A 20,891-nucleotide genomic window follows, 5' to 3' on the forward strand; every position below is an offset into this window, starting at 1 on the left:
GAGACAACGTTGGCGTCAGCCTCAGCCGTCGACCTCGGCCGGCGAGCCAACGGGCGCATTGGTCGGGGCCACGCCCAATGCCGCGCGCACCTTGTTCTCGATCTCGGCGGCGATGTCCGGGTTCTCGCGCAGGTATTCACGCGCGTTGTCCTTGCCCTGGCCGATCTTGTCGCCGTTGTAGCTGTACCACGCGCCCGCCTTCTCGACGATCTTGGCGTCCACGCCGAGGTCGATGATCTCGCCCTGGCGCGAAATGCCCTGGCCGTAGAGGATGTCGAAGAATGCCTCGCGGAACGGCGGCGACACCTTGTTCTTGACCACCTTGACCTTGGTCTCGTTACCGATCACCTCGTCGCCCTTCTTGATCGAGCCGATGCGGCGGATATCGAGACGTACCGACGCGTAGAACTTCAGCGCGTTACCGCCCGTGGTGGTTTCCGGCGAACCGAACATCACACCGATCTTCATGCGGATCTGGTTGATGAAGATCACCAGGCAGTTGGTGCGCTTGATGGTACCGGTCAGCTTGCGCAGCGCCTGGCTCATCAGGCGGGCCTGCAGGCCCGGCAGCGAATCGCCCATCTCGCCTTCGATTTCGGCCTTCGGCACCAGTGCAGCCACCGAGTCGATCACGATCAGGTCGATCGAGCCCGAGCGCACCAGCGCGTCGGTGATTTCCAGTGCCTGCTCGCCGGTATCCGGCTGCGAGATCAGCAGGCTGTTGACGTCCACGCCCAGCTTGCCGGCGTATTGCACGTCCAGTGCGTGTTCCGCGTCGATAAAGGCGCAGGTGCCACCCAGCTTCTGCATCTCGGCCACCACCTGCAGCGTCAGCGTGGTCTTGCCCGACGATTCCGGGCCGTAGATCTCGACCACCCGGCCGCGCGGCAGGCCACCGACGCCCAGCGCGATGTCCAGGCCCAGCGATCCGGTGGACACCACCTGGATATCCTGCTCGATGTCGCCATCGCCCAGGCGCATGATCGAGCCCTTGCCAAACTGCTTCTCGATCTGGGAGAGCGCGGCGGCAAGCGCCTTCTGCTTCTCAGCGTTCACGCCGGCGCCGGCCTTCTTGTCGTCCATGGTCGTCCTTCAATCAATGGGTGGTCAATTGGTGTATAAATAGGCCGCATGCGGCGCGGCGCCTGTATTTCAAGCCTTTTCCGATGGATTTCGGACGGCTTTGGCGCCTGACCCGGCCTCACGCGCGCCCCTTTCGGGACCACTGCGCGGAATGTCGGGTACTGTATAAAAAAACAGTATGCTTGGCAAGCCCCACCGGTACCGCAACCCGGCGGCCGGCAATGCCAGCGCAAAAAAGCTGACAAGGGTGGAGACAAACCATGCGGATTCTGATCGCCGAAGATGACGACGTGCTGGCAGACGGCCTGACACGGTCGCTGCGCCATTCCGGCTACGCCGTCGATCACGTCGCCAACGGCGTGGAAGCCGATTCGGCGCTCTCCACGCAGAATTTCGACCTGCTGATCCTGGACCTGGGCCTGCCCCGCATGCCCGGCCTGGAAGTGCTCAAGCGGTTGCGTGCGCGCGGCGCCATGCTGCCGGTGCTGATCCTGACCGCCGCCGACGGCGTGGACGAGCGCGTCAAGGGGCTGGACCTGGGCGCCGACGACTACATGGCCAAGCCCTTCGCGCTGTCCGAACTGGAGGCGCGCGTGCGCGCGCTGGTGCGGCGCGGGGCCGGCGGCGGCGCCACGCTGATGCGCCACGGGCCGCTGGCCTTCGACCAGGTCGGCCGCATCGCCTTCCTGAACGACCAGATGCTGGACCTGTCGGCCCGCGAAGTGGGCCTGCTGGAGATCCTGCTCACGCGCAGCGGACGGCTGGTGTCGAAGGAACAGCTCGTCGACCACCTGTGCGAATGGGGCGAGGAAGTCAGCAACAACGCGATCGAGGTCTACGTGCACCGCCTGCGCAAGAAGATCGAGGTGGGCGGCATCCGCATCGCCACGGTGCGCGGCCTGGGCTACTGCCTGGAGAAGTTCCAGCCGGCCATGGCCACGCATGGCTGATGCGGGGTGCCCATGAGCCTGCTGCGCCTGCCATGGCGACGCCAACCCGCCGCAGGCAGCACCCGCCCGCCTGAACCGCCACGCCCCACGCTGGCCGACGCCGCCGCCGAGGATGCCGCGCTGGCCGACGCCCTGCCCCACCTGGAGGAAACCTCCGCTCATCCCGCACCGCGCTCGCTGTTCGGTGAAATCCTGGACTGGATGCTGGCGCCTCTGCTGCTGCTCTGGCCGATGAGCATCGCGGTCACCTACCTGGTGGCCAAGTCCATCGCGAATGGGCCGTTCGACCGCGCGCTGGAAGCCAGCGCCATCGTGCTGTCACAGCAGGTGCGCGAGGTGAACGGGCGGGTGACGCTGCAGTTGCCGCTATCGGCTCGCGAGATCTTGCGCGCCGACGAGACCGACAACATCTACTACCAGGTGGTGGGCAAGCGCGGCGAGTACGTGGCCGGCGATCACGACCTGCCCCTGCCGCCCGAGGACGAACAGGGCCATGCGGGGCTGGTGTCGATGCGCGACGAACGCGTGGCCGGCAACGACGTGCGCGTGGCCTACACCTATGTGGACCTGAAGGGCGTAGGCGGCAACCAGCCGGTGCTGGTGCAGGTGGCCGAGACGCTGGACAAGCGTGCGCGCCTGGCCAACGAGATCATCAAGGGCGTGATCCTGCCGCAGTTCGTGATCCTGCCGCTGGCCGTGGTGCTGGTGTGGTTTGGCCTGACGCGCGGGCTGGCGCCGCTCACCGCAATCCAGCAGCGCATCCGGGCACGCAATCCCGGCGATACGAGTCCGATCGACGAGCGCGCGGCGCCGCAGGAAATCACGCCACTGGTGGCGTCGTTCAACGACCTGCTGGCCCAGCTCGACCAGTCGGTGCAGACGCAGAAGCGCTTCATTGCCGATGCCGCGCACCAGATGAAAACGCCGCTGGCCGGGCTGCGCATGCAGGCCGAACTGGCGCAGCGCGAACAGTCGCCCGAAGAGTTGCGGCGGTCGCTGGCGCAGATCGCCGGCAGTTCCGAACGCACCGCACACCTGGTGACCCAGTTGCTGTCTCTGGCGCGCATGGAAAACCTGGCGGGTGTAGGCGGCATGGCGCCGCTGGACCTGACCACACTGGCCCGCGACGTGGTCAAGGACTGGCTGCCGCAAGCGTGGGCGCGCCGCATCGATCTGGGCCTGGAAGCCGACGATCATCCGGTCATGATCACCGGCAATCGGCTGATGCTGACCGAGATGCTGAACAACCTCGTCGACAACGCCATTCGCTACACGCCGGCCGGCGGCCATGCCACCGTGCGCGTGAGCACCGATGCGTTCGAGCCGTTCGTTTATCTCGATGTGGAGGACACCGGATCAGGCATCGCCCCGGGGGAGCGCGAACGCGTGATGGAGCGCTTCTACCGCGTGCTGGGCACCAACACCGAAGGCAGCGGCCTGGGCCTGGCCATCGTGCGCGAGATCGTGCAGCAGCACGGCGGCGAGGTCACCATCGACGACAACGTCTACCAGGCGTCGCCGCGCCTGGCGGGCGCACGCTTCCGCGTCACGCTGCGCCGCACCGAGCCTGAAGACGACTCATGAAAAGAACGCCCCGCGACCGGATGACGCCGCTGGAGCGGCGCGCCTGGTATCACAACGTGCGCTGGATCACCGCGCTGCTGGCGGCGTGGTTCGTCATGACGTTCGGCGTGAGCTGGTTTGCACGCTCGCTGCGCTTCGACTTCATGGGTTGGCCGTTTTCCTACTGGATGGCCGCCCAGGGCTCGCTGATCCTCTACGTGCTGATGGCCGCGCTCTACGCCTGGCGCATGAACCGCGCCGACGACGAGGCGCATGCGCGCGAGCGTGAACTGGCCAGCGCCGAAGCCCACCCGGCGCCGCCCGACCAGGCTGGCAACACCCCTGGCACCCCCCCGCCGCCCACTATCTAGGGGTTTCCTCGCGGTTGGCGCGTATTGCTGCGGAGCAAGAATGGCGCAATTGGCGACGCCATGCGGTCCGCGCGCCAGATGGCACGCAGTGCAGCATGCAGGGCACCTTCCAGGCGCACATTTTCTCTAGCGTATACCCCGACGGATTCAGCCCCGTTTGTCCTGAATCTGTCAGAACTCAGTAAGTTTCGCCTCCCACAATCGTTCCAACCTCGGCGCAATGGGCCTGTGCGTGCACTCGTACGACACCGACGGCGGGGACCCTGAAGATTTTCGACGGAAGAACGGAAACGGAGGAGACAACAAATGGCAAACGCGCATAACGTGGGAGCCGTGCCCGGGGGCACTGCTCACAATGCGCCGATGACGAAGGAAGAGAGAAAGGTCATTCTGGCCTCTTCCCTAGGCACGGTGTTCGAGTGGTACGACTTTTACCTGTACGGTTCGCTGGCGGCGGTCATCGCCAAGCAGTTCTTTGCCGGCCTGGACCCGACGTCCGCCTTCATCTTCGCACTGCTGGCTTTTGCTGCGGGCTTCATCGTGCGGCCGTTCGGCGCACTGGTGTTCGGCCGCCTGGGCGACATGATCGGCCGCAAGTACACCTTCCTGGTGACCATCCTGATCATGGGCCTGTCGACGTTCATCGTCGGCCTGCTGCCCGGCTACGCCACCATTGGCTGGGCCGCGCCGATCATCCTGATCCTGCTGCGCATGCTGCAGGGCCTGGCACTGGGCGGTGAGTACGGCGGTGCCGCCACCTACGTGGCCGAGCACGCTCCGCACGGCAAGCGCGGCGCCTACACGGCGTGGATCCAGACCACGGCCACGATGGGCCTGTTCCTGTCGCTGATCGTGATTCTGCTGGTGCGTGAAGCCACGGGCCCGAACTTCGACGTGTGGGGCTGGCGTATCCCGTTCCTGCTGTCGATCCTGCTGCTGGCCATGTCGGTGTACATCCGCCTGTCGATGAGTGAGTCGCCGGCCTTCCAGAAGATGAAGGCCGAGGGCAAGACGTCGAAGGCACCGCTGACCGAAGCCTTTGGCCAATGGCGTAACCTGAAGATCGTGATCCTGGCGCTGGTGGGCCTGACCGCCGGCCAAGCCGTGGTCTGGTACACGGGCCAGTTCTACTCGCTGTTCTTCCTGACGCAGGTGCTGAAGGTGGACGCGAAGACGGCCAACCTGCTGATTGCCGGCGCACTGGTGATCGGCACGCCGTTCTTCATCTTCTTCGGCTCGCTGTCGGACAAGATCGGCCGCAAGTGGATCATCATGCTGGGCTGCGCGCTGGCCGTGCTGACCTACTTCCCGCTGTTCAAGGCGATGACCCACTACGCCAACCCGGCACTGGAACGCGCCCAGCAGTCGGCCCAGATCGTGGTGACGGCAGACCCGGCCAGCTGCTCGTTCCAGGGCAGCCCGATCGCACGTGAAATCGACTTCCGCAGTTCTTGCGACATCGTCAAGCGCACGCTGGCCCAGGCATCGGCCAGCTACGAGGTGGTGAACGCTCCGGCGGGCACCGTTGCCTCGGTGAAGATCGGCGACAAGGAAATCAAGTCGTTCGACGCCACGGTGGGCAAGGGCGCCTTCGATGACGCCAGCAAGAAGCAGATCGCCGACTTCAAGAAGGCGGTCAGCAGCGAGATGAGCGCGCACGGCTATCCGACCAAGGCCGACCCGGCCCAGATGAACACGATCATGGTGCTGGTGATCCTGGTCATCCTGGTCATCTACGTGACGATGGTCTACGGCCCGATCGCGGCCATGCTGGTGGAAATGTTCCCCACCCGCATCCGCTACTCGTCGATGTCGCTGCCCTACCACATCGGTAACGGCTGGTTCGGCGGCCTGCTGCCCACCATCTCGTTCGCGCTGGTGGCCCAGAACGGCAACATCTACTACGGCCTCTGGTACCCGATCGTGATCGCCGCCATGACCTTCGTCCTGGGCGCGCTGTTCGTGCGCGAGACCAAGGACATCGACATCTACGCCAACGACTAAGGCTAGCAAGCATTCACCGGAGGGATACGACCGGTAACCCTCGCTCAGGATGGCTGGCCGGCAGGCCAGCCGCTCCTTCCAGGCAGACCCTCGGGTCTGCCATTTTTTTGGGCAAACGCGAAAGCTTGCAGAAAGTTGCCACAAAGCTGTTGACAGGTTCGAAACCGTAGGTATAATTTCGTTCTTCGTTGGCGAATTAGCTCAGTCGGTTAGAGCGACGGAATCATAATCCGCAGGTCCGGGGTTCGAATCCCTGATTCGCCACCATCTATTTGAAAAGCCGCAATCCTTCACGGGATTGCGGCTTTTTGCTTTGGGTTTCTGGTTTTTGCCCCTGGGCAGCGAGTCGCCGCCCAGGGCCTGCCGCCCTACTCCTACCGCTCCAGCTCCACCATCACCGCAGCCAGCTTCGCGCTGTCCAGCGCCAACTGCCGCTGCTCCTCCAGCACGCCCTGCAGGATTGCCTGCGTGGTGTCCGGATTCGCCAGCACCACCCGGAACACCGCAATCGCGCGGCTATCCCATTGCGAGGACGTGAGCTGCGTGCGCGAGACGAACGAGCGGCCGGCGTCGCGCTGCCTTTCCTGGATGTCGATGGTCAGCGCGTCGAGCGCCTGCTGGATCCGCTCACGCCGGTCGGCGGGTGTAGCGGGCGACAGCAGCGCGGCCCGCACCGGCTCGGGTACGTAGCGGTAGGTCAGGATGCAAAGCTGCGGGCGGCTGTCGAGCTCGAAGTCGGGCTGGCGCTCGATCAGGTCGGCGAAGTATCTGGCGTTGTCGATGCCGGTATCGATCAGTCTGGCCAGCCCCTTGCGGCCCAGCAGATGCAGGTTGGCATAGAGCATCACGGCCGCCGCGCCACGCGAGCCTTCCAGCGTGTGGCGACCCAGGTCCACCGATCCCTTGCGGACGATGTAGTTGGCGTGCTGGATGATGTCCTGCGTTCTGGCGGGATCGCGGAACAACACCATGCCGGCACCCATCGGCACGTAGAACTGCTTGTGGGCATCGATGACCACCGAGTCGGCACGCTCGATGCCAGCAAAGCGCCAGCGTTCCCGCTCGGACAGCAGCGTGGCCCCGCCCCACGCCGCATCAACGTGGAAATGGCAATCGAATTCCTGCGCAACGTCGGCAATGGCGTCGAGCAGATCAACGGCGCCGGTTTCGGTCGTGCCGGCGATGCCGACGATGGCCATCGTGCGAATGTTGCGCTGCTGCAGGTCCTGGATTGTCTGGCGCAGCAGGTCAACCCGCATGCGGCCGTCCGCATCGACGCCGACGGGCACCAGGTTGTCGCGGCCGATGCCCAGGATGTCAGCCGCCTTGCGCAGCGAGTAGTGACCACGCTCCGAGACCACGATGGCAAGACCGTCGTACCCGTAGTGCCGCAACGCCGCCACCAGCCCGGCACCGTTGATGCCGGCAAACCCGTCGCGCGCACGCAGCGCATGGTTGCGGCTGGCCCAAAGCGCCGACAGGTTTGCCGTAGTGCCGCCCGAGCAGAACGCGCCCAGCGAGTGTTCGGCATCGTGCAGCCATCGGGCATAGAACGTGTTGTCCTGCCCGAACACGAGCTTGTGCAGCATGCCGATGACCTGCCGCTCCAGCCCCGTCAGCGTGCCCGAGGTTTCGAGCTTCACTACGTTCTGGTTCAACGCCGCCACGATCTTGGCCAGCGACGGCATGAACGACGGCAGCGATGACGTCATGTGCCCGACGAAGGTGGGCGCCGCCACGGGCATCACGTGGCGGAACACATCGTTGAGCAGGTGATCGGCATGCGCCTGCGGTGCGGTGGGATCTTCAGGCAACTCCACCGAGGCGAACTGCGCCTCGCGCGTGGCACAGGCGCCCACGGGGTCGAAGTCCTGGCTTGCGAAGAAGTCGGCCGGATGCTCGGCGATGCGTCGCTCCAGGTCTTCGAATGCGCCGCGGTCGGCGTCGAACCAGTGCAGCGGGCAGTCGGCATCGCCCACGGGTTGAGCGTGCGATGTGTCTATCGCGGTCACCCCTGCGGCGTTCGTCTCCGGCCCGTTCGTCTCCGATGCAATCGTTTCCGGCGCAAGTCTTTGGCGCTTCATGTGCATTACCCACTCAATCCCGTGCCGCGGCCGCGCGGCCTTTTGGCAGGGATTATGCCGCATCGGGCTTGCGGTGGCGGGCGGCTACTGCACCACGGTGACCTCTTTCCTTGCACGCGGCCTTGTCATGCGCGGAGCCGTCTCCGCTTCCAGCGGCAGCAGCCGGTGGATCCTCGCAAACTCCGCCAGGTCGATCAGCGAGCTGAAACCCAGCTTGTCCATGATGCTGGCCTTGTGCGAACTGACGGTCTTGTTGCTGATCTCCAGCACCTCCGAGATCGCCTTGTTGGATTGCCCCACCGCCAGAAGGCGCAGCACGGTCAGCTCGCGCCGGCTCAGCAGGCTCATGGGATCGGCCGGATTGGCGGCGGCCCGCCGGAAGGTCGGCAGCGACTTGATCGGAAAGGCGACATAGCCGGCCATCAACGCGCGTACGGCGTCGGCCAGCCCGTCCAGCCCCGCACTCTTGTCGATGTACCCGTGGGCGCCGCCCAGCAGCGCGCGCTCGCCCGCGCGACGCTGCGCGGACAGCACCAGCACGCACGTGGTCGACCAGGTCGTCACCACTTCCTCCAGCGCGGCATCGCCGGGCAGGTCATCAAGTTGCAGATCCATCACGACCAGGTCGGCCGGACGGTCCCTCAGGGCAAGCAGCGCGCCGGCGCCGCCGTTGGCAACGCGAACCTCCTCGAACCCACCCGCATTCTCCAGAACAGTACATACGGCCTTTCGGACCACGGGATGCGGGATGCGGGATGCGGATCGATAACGATGGCATTTGGCATGTCAGGACTCCGTGTGAAAGCACTAGCGGGAGCATAGATTTTTTGCAGCCGCACGGATGTCAGCCCGGTCTGGTTTTGTTGTATGAAATTTCCGTAATGCCCTGCGGAAACTTCAGATGTTGAGTATTTGTATCGGCCGGATGCTTGCGAAACTGCGAGTGCCGCAGATTTCCGGACTATGCGATCAGGCGGATGACAATCGTGAAATCCTTAAATATTCCGCCTGGATTTGATCTACGTTACGGTATGAGCACGATGTGCGTGCCAAGATGGTCACGTAGCGCGTACAGCGCCCCGAAGCTTTTCAACCAAGGAGATAGCGCCATGCCCCCGATGTCCAATATCGTGCTTGCCACCGACGGCTCCGCCTTCAGCGATGCCGCCGCGCGTTTTCTGGCCGATGGCAAGCTGCTGCAGTCTGGCTTCACGGTGCACGTGCTGCACGTATCGCCCGACGTCACGGGCCAGGTGCGCGCCTTCGTCAACAAGGAAACCATCGATGCCTGGCACAACGAGGCCAGCGAGAAGGCCATGGCATCGGTCTGCGCGATACTCGAAGGCGCGGGTATTCCGTTCGAATGCCATGCGCTGCATGGCTATCCGCCCGAGAAGATCCTTGGCCATGCGAAGTCGGTGAATGCTGCCGCCATCGTCATGGGTACCCACGGACGCGGTTCGTTCTTCGATGCGGTACTGGGTTCCGTCGCTGGGCGCGTGCTGGCGCAGGCCGATTGCCCGGTGGTGATGGTGAAGGCGGCAGACAAGGACAAGCCGACGGCTTGACCTGAGGGATGACGGACTACGCCGACCAGAGCGGCGGTTCGTCCATCAGCGCGATCTGCTCGCGCAGTTCGAGGATGCGATCCTGCCAGTAGCGGGCGGTACCGAACCACGGAAACGCCGCCGGGAACGCGGGGTCGCGCCAGCGGCTGGCCAGCCAGGCGCTGTAGTGCAACAGCCGCAGCGTGCGCAGCGGCTCCACGAGCCACAGCTCGCGGGTATCGAAATCGGCGAAGTCCTCGTAGCCCGCGACGATATCGGCCAACTGGTCCTGCATCGCGGCACGATCGCCTTCCAGCAGCATCCAGATATCCTGCACCGCCGGCCCCATGCGGCTGTCGTCGAAGTCGACGAAATGCGGGCCCGGTGCGCCACGTCCGCGCGCATCGTCTTCATCGATCCACAGCACGTTGCCGCGATGGCAATCGCCATGCAGGCGCAGCGTACGCACATCGCCCGCGCGCTCGTAGCAGCGGCGCACGGCGTCCAGCGCCAGGTCCACCGCCGCGCGCCAGGGCGCGAGCAGGTCAGCGGGAATGCAGTCGTTGGCGATCAGATAGTCGCGCGCGGCCACACCGAACGTTTCGACATCGAGCGCCGGACGTGCGTGATAGGGTGCCGCGGCGCCGCAGGCATGAATGCGGCCGATAAAGCGGCCCAGCCACGTACGCGTGGCCGCCTGGTCCAGCGCGGGCTCGCGGCCGCCGCAGCGGGGAAACACGGCAAACCGGAACCCCGCGTGCGTCAACAGCGTGCTGGCGGGTTGCCCGCCCACCGTCGCGGTCAGCGCCGGCACGGCCGGGATCTCGGCATCGGCCAGTTGCTGCACGAACGCGTGTTCTTCAAGAATCGCCGCGTCGCTCCACCGGCCGGGCCGGTAGAACTTCACGACCAGCGGCGCGGCATCCTCGATGCCCACCTGCCAGACGCGGTTCTCGTAGCTGTTCAGGGCCAGCAACCGGCCATCCGGATAGAAACCCGCCGCCTCGAGCGCATCGAGGATGCACTCGGGCGTGAGTCCCGCATAGGGGACGTCGGCGCTGGGCGATGGGTGATCCGGTGCGGTCATTGCGGGGTCCCGTCAGGGCGCCTTGCGATTGCCGCCAAGCAGCGCGGCTTGCGGCGCGGGGCGGCGATTGCGGGCCGGAGCGGCCGCCACGCTGTCCTGCGCGGGGCGCGGCGACTGCGGACGTGCCTGTTGCGGACGCGCTTGCTGCGGACGCTGGCCGGCCGGCTTTGCTGCATTGGCCGTGCCGTTGTTGCCGGCACCATTGCCACCGCCGTTGGCAGGCTTGCGTGCCGCGCCATTGGCATTCCCATTGGCGCTTCCATTGGCACTGCCGTTGCGGCCGTCGCCACGCGCGGGCTTTGCGGCCTGCGCGGGACGCGCCTGGCGCGGTGCTTCCTGGCGCTGGCCTTGCGGCGCGCGAGGCTGACGACGTTCGCCGGCGCCGGCATTGCCGCCACCGTTGCCGCGCGGCTGGCCGCCGCCGCGTTGCTGGCGCCCCTTCTGGATCGGCTCGGCCGCGATGCTCGGGTCCACTTCGAATCCGGGCAGCGACACCTGTTCGATCTGACGCTTGATCAGGCGCTCGATGTCACGCAGCAGGCCGTGTTCGTCCACGCAGACCAGCGAAATCGCCTCGCCCTCGGCGCCCGCGCGGCCCGTGCGGCCGATGCGGTGCACGTAGTCCTCGGGCACATTGGGCAGGTCGAAGTTCACCACATGCGGAAGCTGGTCGATATCGATACCGCGTGCGGCGATGTCGGTGGCCACCAGCAGGCGCAGCGTGCCGGCCTTGAACTCGGTCAGCGCGCGCGTGCGGGCCGACTGGCTCTTGTTGCCGTGAATGGCCAGCGCAGACAGGCCGTCCTTGGTTAGCTGTTCCGCCAGGCGGTTGGCGCCATGCTTGGTGCGCGTGAACACCAGCACCTGGTGCCAGTCATGCTGGCGCACCAGGTGGGCCAGCAGTTCGCGCTTGCGTTCGCGGTCCACCGGGAACACGCGCTGCGCCACGGTTTCGGCCGTGGTGTTGCGGCGTGCCACTTCGATCGAGGCTGGGTTGTTCAGCAGGCGGTCGGCCAGCGCGCGGATGTCGTCCGAGAACGTGGCCGAGAACAGCAGGTTCTGGCGCTTGGGCGGCAGGACGTTCAGGACCTTGCGGATGTCGTGGATGAAGCCCATGTCGAGCATGCGGTCTGCTTCATCGAGCACCAGCAGTTCCACATGCGACAGGTCGATCGTGCGTTGCGACACGTGGTCGAGCAGGCGGCCCGGCGTGGCCACGACGATGTCGACGCCGCGCTTCAGCGCTTCGATCTGGGGATTGATACCCACACCGCCAAACATCACCATGGATCGCAGCTTCAGGTACTTGCCGTAGTTGCGGACGCTCTCCTCAACCTGGGCGGCCAGCTCGCGCGTGGGAGTCAGCACCAGGGCGCGCACTTGCGGGCGGGCGCCACGGGGCGCCGGATTGCGCGCGGCGGACTCGGACAGCAACTGCAGCATGGGCAGCGTGAAGCCTGCCGTCTTGCCGGTGCCGGTCTGAGCACCGGCGAGCAGATCGCCACCTTTCAGAATTGCGGGAATGGCTTGCGCCTGAATCGGGGTTGGCGTGGTGTAGCCCTGTTCGGCCACGGCACGCGCCAGCTTGTCGGACAAGCCGAGTTCGGAAAAAGACATGAAAGGACGCTTCGGCCGCCTGTCGCGCAGCAGATGTGCGCCAATCGTCGGGCGGCTCGGGTAGATAACCGTGCCTGGGTGCAGGCCGGCGGGACGGGTCGATTGCCCCCGCTCCCGGGCTGGAAAGGCCCGTAGTGTACCAGTCTGTGGAAATGGGCGTACCGGTAGTAGGCTTCAGGTGGCCCTGCGCTATCATGGCGGCCACCCGGTGCCGGCGCGCGCCAGCCCCCTCCCATCGCCATGCGGTTCCGTTTTCTCGAAGACCAGGAAGTCACGCTTTTCGCGGCCATCCCCATTGGCCTGCTGGCGGGCATCGTGACCACACTGTTCAAGGACGCGCTGGAAGCCAGCGGGCTGGTCATGTTCGGCAAGAACGCCGATATCGTGCTGGTCTTCGCCGGCCTGGCACTGGTGTGGCGCGTGGTGATTCCGATGGTTGGCGGCGCCGTGGCCGGCGCGCTGGTGGTGGCCGCGCAGCACTATGCGCGCACCGAGACCCTGCCCAGCGAATACATGGAAGCCGTGGCACGCGGGTCTGGCCGGCTGCCGATCAAGATCACCCTGCTGCGCGCGCTGTCGTCGTTCTGCTCGATCGTATCGGGCAGCTCGGTCGGCAAGGAAGGCGCCATGATCCAGCTGGCCGCGCTGACCGGCTCGGTCTTTCCGTCGAGCCGCGCCGACCAGGCCGGCGACGACAGCAACATGCGCCGCATGCTCACCGCCTGCGGTGCCGCCGCCGGTCTTGCCACCGCCTATCACACGCCGTTGTCCGCCGCCGTCTTCGTGGCCGAAGTCGTGTTCGGCGCACTGGCCGTGCAGCGGCTGATGCCGCTGTTCCTGGCTTCGGTGGCCGGCACGATGGTCAGCCAGTGGCGCGGCGGCCTGGAGCCGCTCTACACCGGGCTTCACATCGGCCCGGACCTGCTCCAGCAGCCGCACCTGCTGCTGGCCGCCGCCGGCATCGGCCTGATCGCGGGCGTTTCGGGCGCGGTATTCATGCGCGCCAACACGCTGGCCCGCAACGGCTTCCGGCACGTGCCCGGCGGCCCGGTGGCGCGCCTGGCGCTGGGTGGCCTGCTGGTGGGGCTGCTGGCCACCGTGGTGCCCGAGGTGGTGGGCAACGGCTACTACACGATCCAGACGATCCTGCGCAACGAACCGCTCTCGGTGGCGGTCTGGGGCGTGCTGCTGGCCAAGCTCGTGGCCACCGTGGTCAGCATGGGCTCCGGCGCCATTGGCGGTGTGTTCACGCCGTCGATGTTCGTGGGCGCGGCGCTGGGCCAACTGGTGGCGCTTGGCATCCCGGGCGGGACCGATACGCCGGTGCTGCCACTGGTGGGGATGACGGCTTTCCTGGCCGCCACCAGCCAGGCGCCGCTGATGTCGATCCTGATGGTGTTCGAGATGACGCTGGCGCCCACGCTGTTGCTGCCGCTGATGATCGGCGCGGTGGCGGCGTACTACACGGCGTCGCGCTGCCAGACGCTGTCGCTGTACAGCGTGGTTGTGGAGCGCGCCCAGGCCAGCGCCGCCGTGGAACGCGCGCGCGGGTTGCGCCTGGCCGGGCTGTGCGATCCGACGAACACGGTCATCGACCCCACTGCTTCGGTGGCGCAGGCAGCGGACAAGTTCGCCGAAACCGGCACGCGCTACCTGTACCTAGTGGACGCCGCCGGCACGCTGCTGGGCGCCATCTCGATCCACGCCGTCCAGCGCGCGCAGCGCGAGGCGCCGGATGCCACGCTGCTGTCGCTGGGCGACCTCTGCTTCCCCTGCCTGACCCCCGACTCGCGCCTGCGCGATGCGCTGGCCATCTTCTCGGAACATGGCATCAACCGCATCCCACTGGTGCGCGATGCCGCCAGCCGCGAACTGATGGGCACCGTATCCAAGCAGCGCGTGCTGCAAGAGGCATCCTGCCTGTTCTAGGCAGACGGCTGCCCGCGATCCGGCCGATGTACGGATTGCGCCACACCGCGCAGCCGCGCCGTTCCCCTTCCCGGTCCGCAAACGGGTAAAATCGCCGGCTACCCTGCCTGCGCAATGTGGCTGCAAGCGTGATGGCGTCCGGCGCCGGCGGTATTCCAATAACGATCGCTGTTTTTCTTTGTCGGGAGCCCTCATGCCGAAGCTGTTTTCGCGTTCGATGCACGTTGCGTGCGCCGCAGTGCTGCTGTTTGCCGTCGCCCCGGCCATGGCGCAGATCACCACCCAGGCCACGACCCAGGCAGTGCCCACGCCCGTCGGCGGCACGCCGATCCGCGTGATCCCCGCCGACGCGCCCATGGCGCGCATGGAACTGGCGCGGCCGTCGGCCACCGACCCGCTGCAGGCCAAGCTCGACGGCAAGGTCCACGGCGTGGCCCCGGGGTTGCGGCTCTTCAGCACGGACACTGCGCTGATCAACCCGAACACGGTGGCAGGCAAGAAGCTCGATGTGCGATACAAGCTCGACCTCTATGGCCAGTTGCTGACCGCGTGGGTACTGACCGATGCGGAAGTCAAGGCGTGGAAGGCCGCGCACTGACCCATTTCTGAAACAACCTGTTGTGCCCTGGATGCCCCCAGGTAAACCACTGAGACCGGCACCATGAAGAAGGTATTTGTCAAAACGTACGGCTGCCAGATGAACGAGTACGACTCGGACAAGATGGTGGACGTACTGAACGCCACGCAGGGCATGGAGCCCACGGACAACGTCGAAGACGCCGACGTGATCCTGTTCAACACCTGCTCGATCCGCGAAAAGGCCCAGGAGAAGGTGTTCTCCGAACTGGGCCGCATGAAGGCGCTCAAGGCCGCCAAACCCGACCTGGTGATTGGCGTGGGTGGCTGCGTGGCCAGCCAGGAAGGCGCCGCCATCGTGTCGCGCGCGCCGTACGTCGACGTCGTGTTCGGGCCGCAGACGCTGCACCGCCTGCCCGACCTGATCAACCGCCGCCAGAGCACCGGCCTGTCGCAGGTCGACATCTCGTTTCCCGAGATCGAAAAGTTCGACCACCTGCCGCCGGCGCGCGTGGATGGCCCGAGCGCGTTCGTGTCGATCATGGAAGGCTGCTCGAAGTACTGCAGCTACTGCGTGGTGCCCTACACGCGCGGCGAGGAAGTGTCGCGCCCGTTCGAGGACGTGCTGGCCGAAGTGGCTGGCCTGGCCGACCAGGGCGTGCGCGAGGTGACGCTGCTGGGCCAGAACGTCAACGCGTATCGCGGCACCATGGGCGGTACCAGCGAGATTGCCGACTTCGCGTTGCTGATCGAGTACGTGGCCGAGATTCCCGGCATCGAGCGCATCCGCTACACCACCAGCCACCCGAAGGAATTCACGTCGCGCCTGGTGGAGCTGTACGAACGCTGCGACAAGCTCGTGAACCACCTGCACCTGCCCGTGCAGCATGCGTCGGACCGCGTGCTGATGGCGATGAAGCGCGGCTACAGCGTGCTCGAATACAAGAGCATCATCCGCCGGCTGCGCACCATCCGCCCCGACATGTCGATGTCGTCGGACTTCATCGTCGGCTTTCCCGGCGAGACCGATGCCGACTTCGACAAGCTGATGGCCATGGTCAACGAGATCGGCTACGACACGTCGTTCTCGTTCATCTTCAGCGCACGCCCCGGCACGCCGGCCGCCAACCTGCACGACGATACGCCGTACGACGTGAAGCTGCGCCGCCTGCAGGTGCTGCAGGCCGCGATCGAGGAAAACGTGGTGCGCATTAGCCAGGGCATGCTTGGCACGGTGCAGCGCATCCTGGTGGAAGGCCCGGCCCGCAAGGACCCGACCGAACTGCACGGCCGCACCGAGAACAACCGCGTGGTCAACTTTGCGCTGCCGGGCGTGCCCCTGGCGCAGCGCGACCGCATGATCGGCCAGCTGGTGGACGTGAACATCACGCAGGCGTTCCCGCACTCGTTGCGCGGCGAACTGATCGTGCGTCAATAAGGCGTTATGAAGATTCCAACCGCAGAGTTTGTCGCGCCCAAGGACGACAACACCCGCCTGCAGAACCTGTGCGGGCCCCTCGATGAAAACCTGCGCCAGATCGAACAGGCGCTGGACGTGACGATCCAGCGCCGCGGCCACCGCATGACGGTGCGCGGCGAGCGCGCGCAGGACGCTGCGCTGGCGCTGGAACGCTTCTACAACAACGCCAGGGTGACGCTGTCGATCGACGACGTGCAGCTTGGCCTGGTGGAAGCGCGCCAGATCGCCGCGCATGGTGCCTACCTGCCCGGCAACGACGACGACGCGCCGACCGAAGTGGGAGACGACTCGCCGGTGCTGCACACGCGCCGCTCGGGCCTGCAGGGCCGCACGGCGATGCAGCGCGAATACCTGCGCCACATCCTCGCGCACGACCTGACGCTTGGCGTCGGGCCGGCCGGCACGGGCAAGACCTATCTGGCCGTAGCGTGCGCCGTGGACGCGCTGGAGCGCGACTCCGTCAAGCGCATCGTGCTGACGCGCCCGGCCGTGGAAGCGGGCGAACGGCTCGGCTTCCTGCCCGGCGACCTGGCGCAGAAGGTGGATCCGTACCTGCGCCCGCTGTACGACGCGCTGTACGACCTGCTTGGTTTCGATCGCACGCAGAAGATGTTCGAGCGCCAGATGATCGAGATCGCGCCGCTGGCGTACATGCGCGGCCGCACGCTGAACCACGCGTTCATCATCCTGGACGAAGCCCAGAACACCACGCCGGAGCAGATGAAGATGTTCCTGACGCGGATCGGCTTCGGCTCCAAGGCCGTGATCACCGGCGACACCACGCAGATCGACCTGCCGCGCGGCCAGAAGAGCGGCCTCGTGGAAGCGCAGCACGTGCTGCGCGATGTGCGCGGTGTGGCCGTTACACGCTTTTCCAGCGTCGACGTGGTGCGCCATCCGCTGGTGGCTCGCATCGTCGATGCTTACGACGAATATCACGCCCAGCATAAGGACGCCTGATCTTGACCAAGAAGTCCCCCGTCACCAAGACGCCCGACGCCACGCGCGTCGTCCTGTTCGATGCCGACGGCCGCGCGCGCAAGGCGTCGGTCCACGCACTGCGTATCCAGCTGGCCGACGGCCGCAGCCTGACGCTCGACCTCTCGCAAGCCAACGACGGCGTGGTGGCCCTGCTGGCCGAGCACACCGACACGCGCCAGCAGGCCGGCCTCCTAGTACGCCCCGACGACGCCGACACGCTGTCGGTGGCCGTCACCGCCACGCCGATCGTGACCACCACGGGCACGCCGGCCACGCCGCCCGAAGTGGAGCTTGATGTCCAGTTCGGCGACGGCGCACGCGCCCGCAAGGGCGTGCCGGCGCGCAAGCTGATCGAAAAGTGGGTGAAGTCCGCGCTCTACGCCGACGCCGAGCTGACCGTGCGCTTTGTCGACGAGGAAGAAGGCCGCGCGCTGAACCGCACGTACCGGGGCAAGGACTACGCGACCAATGTGCTCACGTTCGCCTACGCCGAGAGCGCCGACGATCCTGTGACCGGCGACATCGTGCTGTGCTGCCCGGTGGTGGAAACGGAAGCCCGGCAACAGAAGAAGCCGCTTGAAGCACACTACGCGCACCTGATCGTGCACGGCGTGCTGCATGCGCAGGGCTACGAGCACGAAGACGACGAAGAGGCCGAGGAAATGGAAGCCATCGAAACCGAAACGCTGCAGGCGCTCGGTTTCAGCGACCCGTATCTGCCGGTGCGCGAGTAGTCACAAAAGGCTGGACCCGTGATGCCGGAGACACTACAATCCTGGCGTCACGGGGCTGCAAGCCTTTTAGTGTATGCTTCAGACGATCTCCACCACGCGCTCGCCGCGACATGAACGACCCCTATCCCAGTTCGAAACCTGCCAGTTTCAGGCAGCCGGATCGGCCCCGATCCCTTCTCGAACGCCTTTCGGATTTCATCTCCCCTGAGCCGGACACCCGCGCTGAACTGCTCGAAGTGTTGCAGGATGCGCACGAGCGCAACCTGATCGATGCCGATTCGCTCTCGATGATCGAGGGCGTGTTCCAGGTATCGGAGCTGACTGCGCGCGACATCATGGTGCCCCGTGCCCAGATGGATGCGGTCAACATCGCGGACACGCCAGAAGCGTTCATCCCGTTCATGCAGCAGACCGCACACTCGCGGTTTCCGGTGTACGAGGGCAATCGCGACAACATCATCGGCATCCTGCTGGCCAAGGACCTGCTGCGCTACTACACCGACGAGAACTTCGACCTGCGCGAAACGCTGCGCCCGGCCGTGTTCATTCCGGAGTCGAAGCGACTGAATATCCTGCTGCGCGAATTCCGTATCAACCGCAATCACATTGCCATCGTCGTCGACGAGTACGGCGGCGTGGCCGGACTGGTCACGATCGAGGACGTGCTCGAACAGATCGTTGGCGACATCGAGGACGAGTTCGATCTGGATGAGGACCAGGACATGATCCTGCCCACCGCGGACGGCGCCTGGCGCGTGCGCGGCCTGACCGAGATCGAGCAGTTCAACGAGGCATTCGGCACGGCGTTTTCGAACGACGATGTCGATACCGTGGGCGGCCTGCTGACCAATCACGTCGGCCACGTGCCGCATCGTGGCGAAATCATCACCTTGCCGCCGATCCGCTTCGAGGTGCTCCGCGCCGACGCGCGCCAGGTGCACCTGCTCCAGGTGCACCGCGAGGCACCCGCCGACACCAACGGCATGGCCGACGCATGAAGCGCGCCGGCACGCCCGACGCCGTGGCTACCCGCCGCACCGATCCGATGGTCGGCAGTGGTCCGTCCTCCCCCTCCGCCACCCCTGCCGGCGCCTTCCAGGCCACATCGCGCCAGGGCATGCTGTTCCGCCTGCTGATTGCCGCCGCGCTTGGCGTGGCGCACACGCAGGCGTTCGCGCCGCATGACTGGTGGTGGCTGCAGATCCTGTCGGTGGCCGGGCTCGTGGCGCTGGTTGCCGACGCGCCGCGTCCGCGCGCGGCCGCCGCCACCGCCTATGCGTTCGGGATGGGCTGGTTCCTGTCCGGCATCTGGTGGCTCTATATCAGCATGCACGTCTACGGCGAGATGCCTGCCTGGATGGCGGCGCTGGCCGTGGTGCTGTTCGCGGGCTACCTGTCGCTCTGGCCGGCGCTGGCCGCCGCCCTCTGGCACTGGCTGACCCGGCGCGGCCGCGACGGCATCCTGGCGGCGCTGGCTTTCGGCGCGGCCTGGGCCTTGTCCGAATGGCTGCGCGGCGTGGTGTTCACCGGCTTCCCATGGCTGGGCAGCGGCTATCCGCACACCGACGGCCCGTTGTCGGGCTTCGCGCCGCTGTTCGGCGTCTATGGCATTTCGTTCCTGGCGGCGTCCGCATCGGCGCTGCTGGTGGCAGGCGTGCGCGCCGCGTTGCGCCGGTCGGAGCCGGGCGCCACTGGCACTGCCGCCGGGTCGGCCGGGCTGATTGTCGCCACGCTCGGCGGCGGCCTGGCGCTGGCGCCGCTGGCCTACACCGTGCCCGTGGGGCAGCCCATCAACGTGCGGCTGCTGCAAGGCAACGTTGCCCAGGACATCAAGTTCGAGCCAGTCGGCATCCAGCGGTCGCTGGAGCTGTATCGCGACCTGATCACGGCAGCGCCGGCAGACCTCGTGGTCACGCCCGAGACCGCATTCCCGGTGATCCTGCAGGACCTGCCGCTCGATATCGCCAAGGACGTGCGCTCCTATATGGAGAAGACCGGGACGACGGTCGTCTTTGGTGCGGCCGGCGCCGATTCACCGGTGGACTTCACCAACAGCGTCTTTGCGATCGGCCCCGAGCAGAACGAACTGTACCGGTACAACAAGCACCACCTGGTACCGTTCGGCGAATTCATCCCGTTCGGCTTCCACTGGTTCGTGAACATGATGAAGATGCCGCTGGGCGATTTCCGGCGCGGCACGCTGGACCAGCCGGCCGTGCCGGTGCGCGGCATCCATGTGGCGCCCAACATCTGCTACGAGGATCTGTTCGGCGAGGAAATCGCCACGACGCTGCGCCAGCAGGCCACGCCCGCGAACATGCTGGCGAATGTGACGAATCTGGCATGGTTTGGCGACACCATCGCGCTGGACCAGCATCTGCAGATCTCGCGCATGCGGGCGCTGGAAATGCGCCGCCCGATGCTGCGCGCGACCAATACCGGGATGACGGCCGTGGTCGGCCCCGACGGCAAAGTCCAGGCCAGGCTGCCGACGTTCGAAGTGGGCACGCTGACAGCCAGCGTGCAGGGCATGCAGGGCCTGACGCCGTATATCCGCTGGGGCAACGTGCCGGCGCTGGCCGGCAGCGTGCTCGTGTTGTTGCTGGCGCTGCGGGCGCGGCGCCGGGCGGCCTGAGCCGGCGATCAGCCGGCCAGTGACGTCGCCATCGACACCGCGGCGGCGGCTACCATCACGACGATCGCGACGACATAAGGTTTGCGAGACAGCAGCGACATGACAAATCCCCTTAACGTTGTTTTCTGATTCGCGGACCGCGACGCCCTGTACAAGCTGTAAGACGGCGCTTCGACCCCGGGGAAGCCCGCAGTCCGGTTGGCAGCCATCTGGTTTGTGATTCGGTAGCTGCGTGCTTCCACTGTATACA

17 protein-coding genes and 1 tRNA gene are annotated in these 20,891 nt (G+C 66.2%); 13 read left to right on the forward strand and 5 right to left on the reverse strand.

Annotated elements, in window-relative coordinates:
- Window positions 1–21: 21 nt before the first annotated feature.
- A complete protein-coding gene (gene recA, locus MFF62_RS05480; protein ID WP_238260972.1) occupies window positions 22–1,083 on the reverse strand; it encodes a recombinase RecA in 1,062 nt (353 codons plus the stop codon).
- A 260-nt stretch (window positions 1,084–1,343) separates the two neighbouring features.
- Between recA and MFF62_RS05485 the strand changes: the two genes are divergently transcribed.
- The 5 genes from MFF62_RS05485 to MFF62_RS05505 all read left to right on the forward strand — a co-directional run bounded on the left by MFF62_RS05485 (window position 1,344) and on the right by MFF62_RS05505 (window position 6,238).
- Complete coding sequence (locus tag MFF62_RS05485) at window positions 1,344–2,033, forward strand: response regulator (RefSeq protein ID WP_238260975.1); 690 nt, start codon at window positions 1,344–1,346, stop codon at window positions 2,031–2,033.
- Window positions 2,034–2,045: 12 nt separating this feature from the next.
- Window positions 2,046–3,617 (forward strand): sensor histidine kinase, encoded by a 1,572-nt coding sequence (locus MFF62_RS05490; RefSeq protein ID WP_238260977.1) that lies wholly within the window; start codon window positions 2,046–2,048, stop codon window positions 3,615–3,617.
- Window positions 3,614–3,967 (forward strand): DUF4212 domain-containing protein, encoded by a 354-nt coding sequence (locus MFF62_RS05495; RefSeq protein WP_238260979.1) that lies wholly within the window; start codon window positions 3,614–3,616, stop codon window positions 3,965–3,967. The genes MFF62_RS05490 and MFF62_RS05495 overlap by 4 nt, the downstream gene beginning before the upstream one ends.
- A 306-nt stretch (window positions 3,968–4,273) precedes the next feature.
- Window positions 4,274–5,971, forward strand: coding sequence for an MFS transporter (locus tag MFF62_RS05500; protein ID WP_238260980.1), 1,698 nt, complete (start codon window positions 4,274–4,276; stop codon window positions 5,969–5,971).
- Between the two features lie 190 nt (window positions 5,972–6,161).
- Window positions 6,162–6,238, forward strand: a tRNA-Met gene (locus MFF62_RS05505).
- 107 nt (window positions 6,239–6,345) lie between these two features.
- Here the strand turns inward: MFF62_RS05505 and panP are convergent.
- Together panP and MFF62_RS05515 are read right to left on the reverse strand one after the other, a co-directional pair.
- Window positions 6,346–7,983 (reverse strand): pyridoxal-dependent aspartate 1-decarboxylase PanP, encoded by a 1,638-nt coding sequence (panP, locus tag MFF62_RS05510; RefSeq protein ID WP_238260981.1) that lies wholly within the window; start codon window positions 7,981–7,983, stop codon window positions 6,346–6,348.
- A 156-nt stretch (window positions 7,984–8,139) separates the two neighbouring features.
- Window positions 8,140–8,793 (reverse strand): response regulator transcription factor, encoded by a 654-nt coding sequence (locus tag MFF62_RS05515; protein ID WP_238260982.1) that lies wholly within the window; start codon window positions 8,791–8,793, stop codon window positions 8,140–8,142.
- Between the two features lie 380 nt (window positions 8,794–9,173).
- Between MFF62_RS05515 and MFF62_RS05520 the strand changes: the two genes are divergently transcribed.
- The gene (locus MFF62_RS05520; protein ID WP_238261227.1) at window positions 9,174–9,623 is read left to right on the forward strand and encodes a universal stress protein; all 450 of its coding nucleotides are present in this window, start codon (window positions 9,174–9,176) and stop codon (window positions 9,621–9,623) included.
- Window positions 9,624–9,639: 16 nt separating this feature from the next.
- Here the strand turns inward: MFF62_RS05520 and MFF62_RS05525 are convergent, their stop codons facing one another.
- Window positions 9,640–10,689 (reverse strand): serine/threonine protein kinase, encoded by a 1,050-nt coding sequence (locus MFF62_RS05525; RefSeq protein ID WP_238260983.1) that lies wholly within the window; start codon window positions 10,687–10,689, stop codon window positions 9,640–9,642.
- 12 nt (window positions 10,690–10,701) lie between these two features.
- Window positions 10,702–12,306, reverse strand: coding sequence for a DEAD/DEAH box helicase (locus tag MFF62_RS05530; RefSeq protein WP_238260985.1), 1,605 nt, complete (start codon window positions 12,304–12,306; stop codon window positions 10,702–10,704).
- Between the two features lie 240 nt (window positions 12,307–12,546).
- On the opposite strand from MFF62_RS05530, the gene MFF62_RS05535 reads away from it, so the two are divergent.
- The 7 genes from MFF62_RS05535 to lnt all read left to right on the forward strand — a co-directional run bounded on the left by MFF62_RS05535 (window position 12,547) and on the right by lnt (window position 20,641).
- Window positions 12,547–14,235, forward strand: coding sequence for a ClcB-like voltage-gated chloride channel protein (locus MFF62_RS05535; RefSeq protein WP_238260987.1), 1,689 nt, complete (start codon window positions 12,547–12,549; stop codon window positions 14,233–14,235).
- A 193-nt stretch (window positions 14,236–14,428) separates the two neighbouring features.
- Window positions 14,429–14,833, forward strand: a complete 405-nt coding sequence (locus tag MFF62_RS05540) for a hypothetical protein (protein ID WP_238260989.1) — start codon at window positions 14,429–14,431, stop codon at window positions 14,831–14,833.
- Window positions 14,834–14,896: 63 nt separating this feature from the next.
- On the forward strand, window positions 14,897–16,249 hold the full coding sequence (gene miaB, locus MFF62_RS05545; RefSeq protein ID WP_238260991.1) for a tRNA (N6-isopentenyl adenosine(37)-C2)-methylthiotransferase MiaB: 1,353 nt from the start codon (window positions 14,897–14,899) through the stop codon (window positions 16,247–16,249).
- Between the two features lie 6 nt (window positions 16,250–16,255).
- Window positions 16,256–17,251: a PhoH family protein gene (locus MFF62_RS05550; RefSeq protein WP_238260993.1), complete on the forward strand. Its 996-nt coding sequence runs from the start codon at window positions 16,256–16,258 to the stop codon at window positions 17,249–17,251.
- Between the two features lie 2 nt (window positions 17,252–17,253).
- Window positions 17,254–18,006: an rRNA maturation RNase YbeY gene (ybeY, locus tag MFF62_RS05555; RefSeq protein WP_238260995.1), complete on the forward strand. Its 753-nt coding sequence runs from the start codon at window positions 17,254–17,256 to the stop codon at window positions 18,004–18,006.
- 110 nt (window positions 18,007–18,116) lie between these two features.
- On the forward strand, window positions 18,117–19,004 hold the full coding sequence (locus tag MFF62_RS05560; protein ID WP_238260997.1) for an HlyC/CorC family transporter: 888 nt from the start codon (window positions 18,117–18,119) through the stop codon (window positions 19,002–19,004).
- A gap of 47 nt (window positions 19,005–19,051) precedes the next feature.
- Window positions 19,052–20,641 (forward strand): apolipoprotein N-acyltransferase, encoded by a 1,590-nt coding sequence (gene lnt, locus MFF62_RS05565; RefSeq protein ID WP_404990676.1) that lies wholly within the window; start codon window positions 19,052–19,054, stop codon window positions 20,639–20,641.
- Window positions 20,642–20,891 lie beyond the last annotated feature (250 nt).

It is taken from the genome of Cupriavidus pauculus (assembly GCF_022179805.1).
GTDB classification, from domain to species: Bacteria; Pseudomonadota; Gammaproteobacteria; order Burkholderiales; family Burkholderiaceae; genus Cupriavidus; species Cupriavidus pauculus_E.

What these genes read in the sequence shown, in the direction of transcription:
- MFF62_RS05495 (WP_238260979.1), top strand. Translation starts at nt 3,614, where the DNA reads ATGAAAAGAACGCCCCGCGACCGGATGACGCCGCTGGAGCGGCGCGCC.
- MFF62_RS05550 (WP_238260993.1), top strand. Translation starts at nt 16,256, where the DNA reads ATGAAGATTCCAACCGCAGAGTTTGTCGCGCCCAAGGACGACAACACC.
- MFF62_RS05530 (WP_238260985.1), bottom strand. Translation starts at nt 12,306, where the DNA reads ATGTCTTTTTCCGAACTCGGCTTGTCCGACAAGCTGGCGCGTGCCGTG.
- miaB (WP_238260991.1), top strand. Translation starts at nt 14,897, where the DNA reads ATGAAGAAGGTATTTGTCAAAACGTACGGCTGCCAGATGAACGAGTAC.
- MFF62_RS05560 (WP_238260997.1), top strand. Translation starts at nt 18,117, where the DNA reads ATGAACGACCCCTATCCCAGTTCGAAACCTGCCAGTTTCAGGCAGCCG.
- MFF62_RS05540 (WP_238260989.1), top strand. Translation starts at nt 14,429, where the DNA reads ATGCCGAAGCTGTTTTCGCGTTCGATGCACGTTGCGTGCGCCGCAGTG.
- MFF62_RS05525 (WP_238260983.1), bottom strand. Translation starts at nt 10,689, where the DNA reads ATGACCGCACCGGATCACCCATCGCCCAGCGCCGACGTCCCCTATGCG.
- recA (WP_238260972.1), bottom strand. Translation starts at nt 1,083, where the DNA reads ATGGACGACAAGAAGGCCGGCGCCGGCGTGAACGCTGAGAAGCAGAAG.
- lnt (WP_404990676.1), top strand. Translation starts at nt 19,052, where the DNA reads ATGGTCGGCAGTGGTCCGTCCTCCCCCTCCGCCACCCCTGCCGGCGCC.
- MFF62_RS05520 (WP_238261227.1), top strand. Translation starts at nt 9,174, where the DNA reads ATGTCCAATATCGTGCTTGCCACCGACGGCTCCGCCTTCAGCGATGCC.
- MFF62_RS05535 (WP_238260987.1), top strand. Translation starts at nt 12,547, where the DNA reads ATGCGGTTCCGTTTTCTCGAAGACCAGGAAGTCACGCTTTTCGCGGCC.
- MFF62_RS05500 (WP_238260980.1), top strand. Translation starts at nt 4,274, where the DNA reads ATGGCAAACGCGCATAACGTGGGAGCCGTGCCCGGGGGCACTGCTCAC.
- MFF62_RS05490 (WP_238260977.1), top strand. Translation starts at nt 2,046, where the DNA reads ATGAGCCTGCTGCGCCTGCCATGGCGACGCCAACCCGCCGCAGGCAGC.
- MFF62_RS05485 (WP_238260975.1), top strand. Translation starts at nt 1,344, where the DNA reads ATGCGGATTCTGATCGCCGAAGATGACGACGTGCTGGCAGACGGCCTG.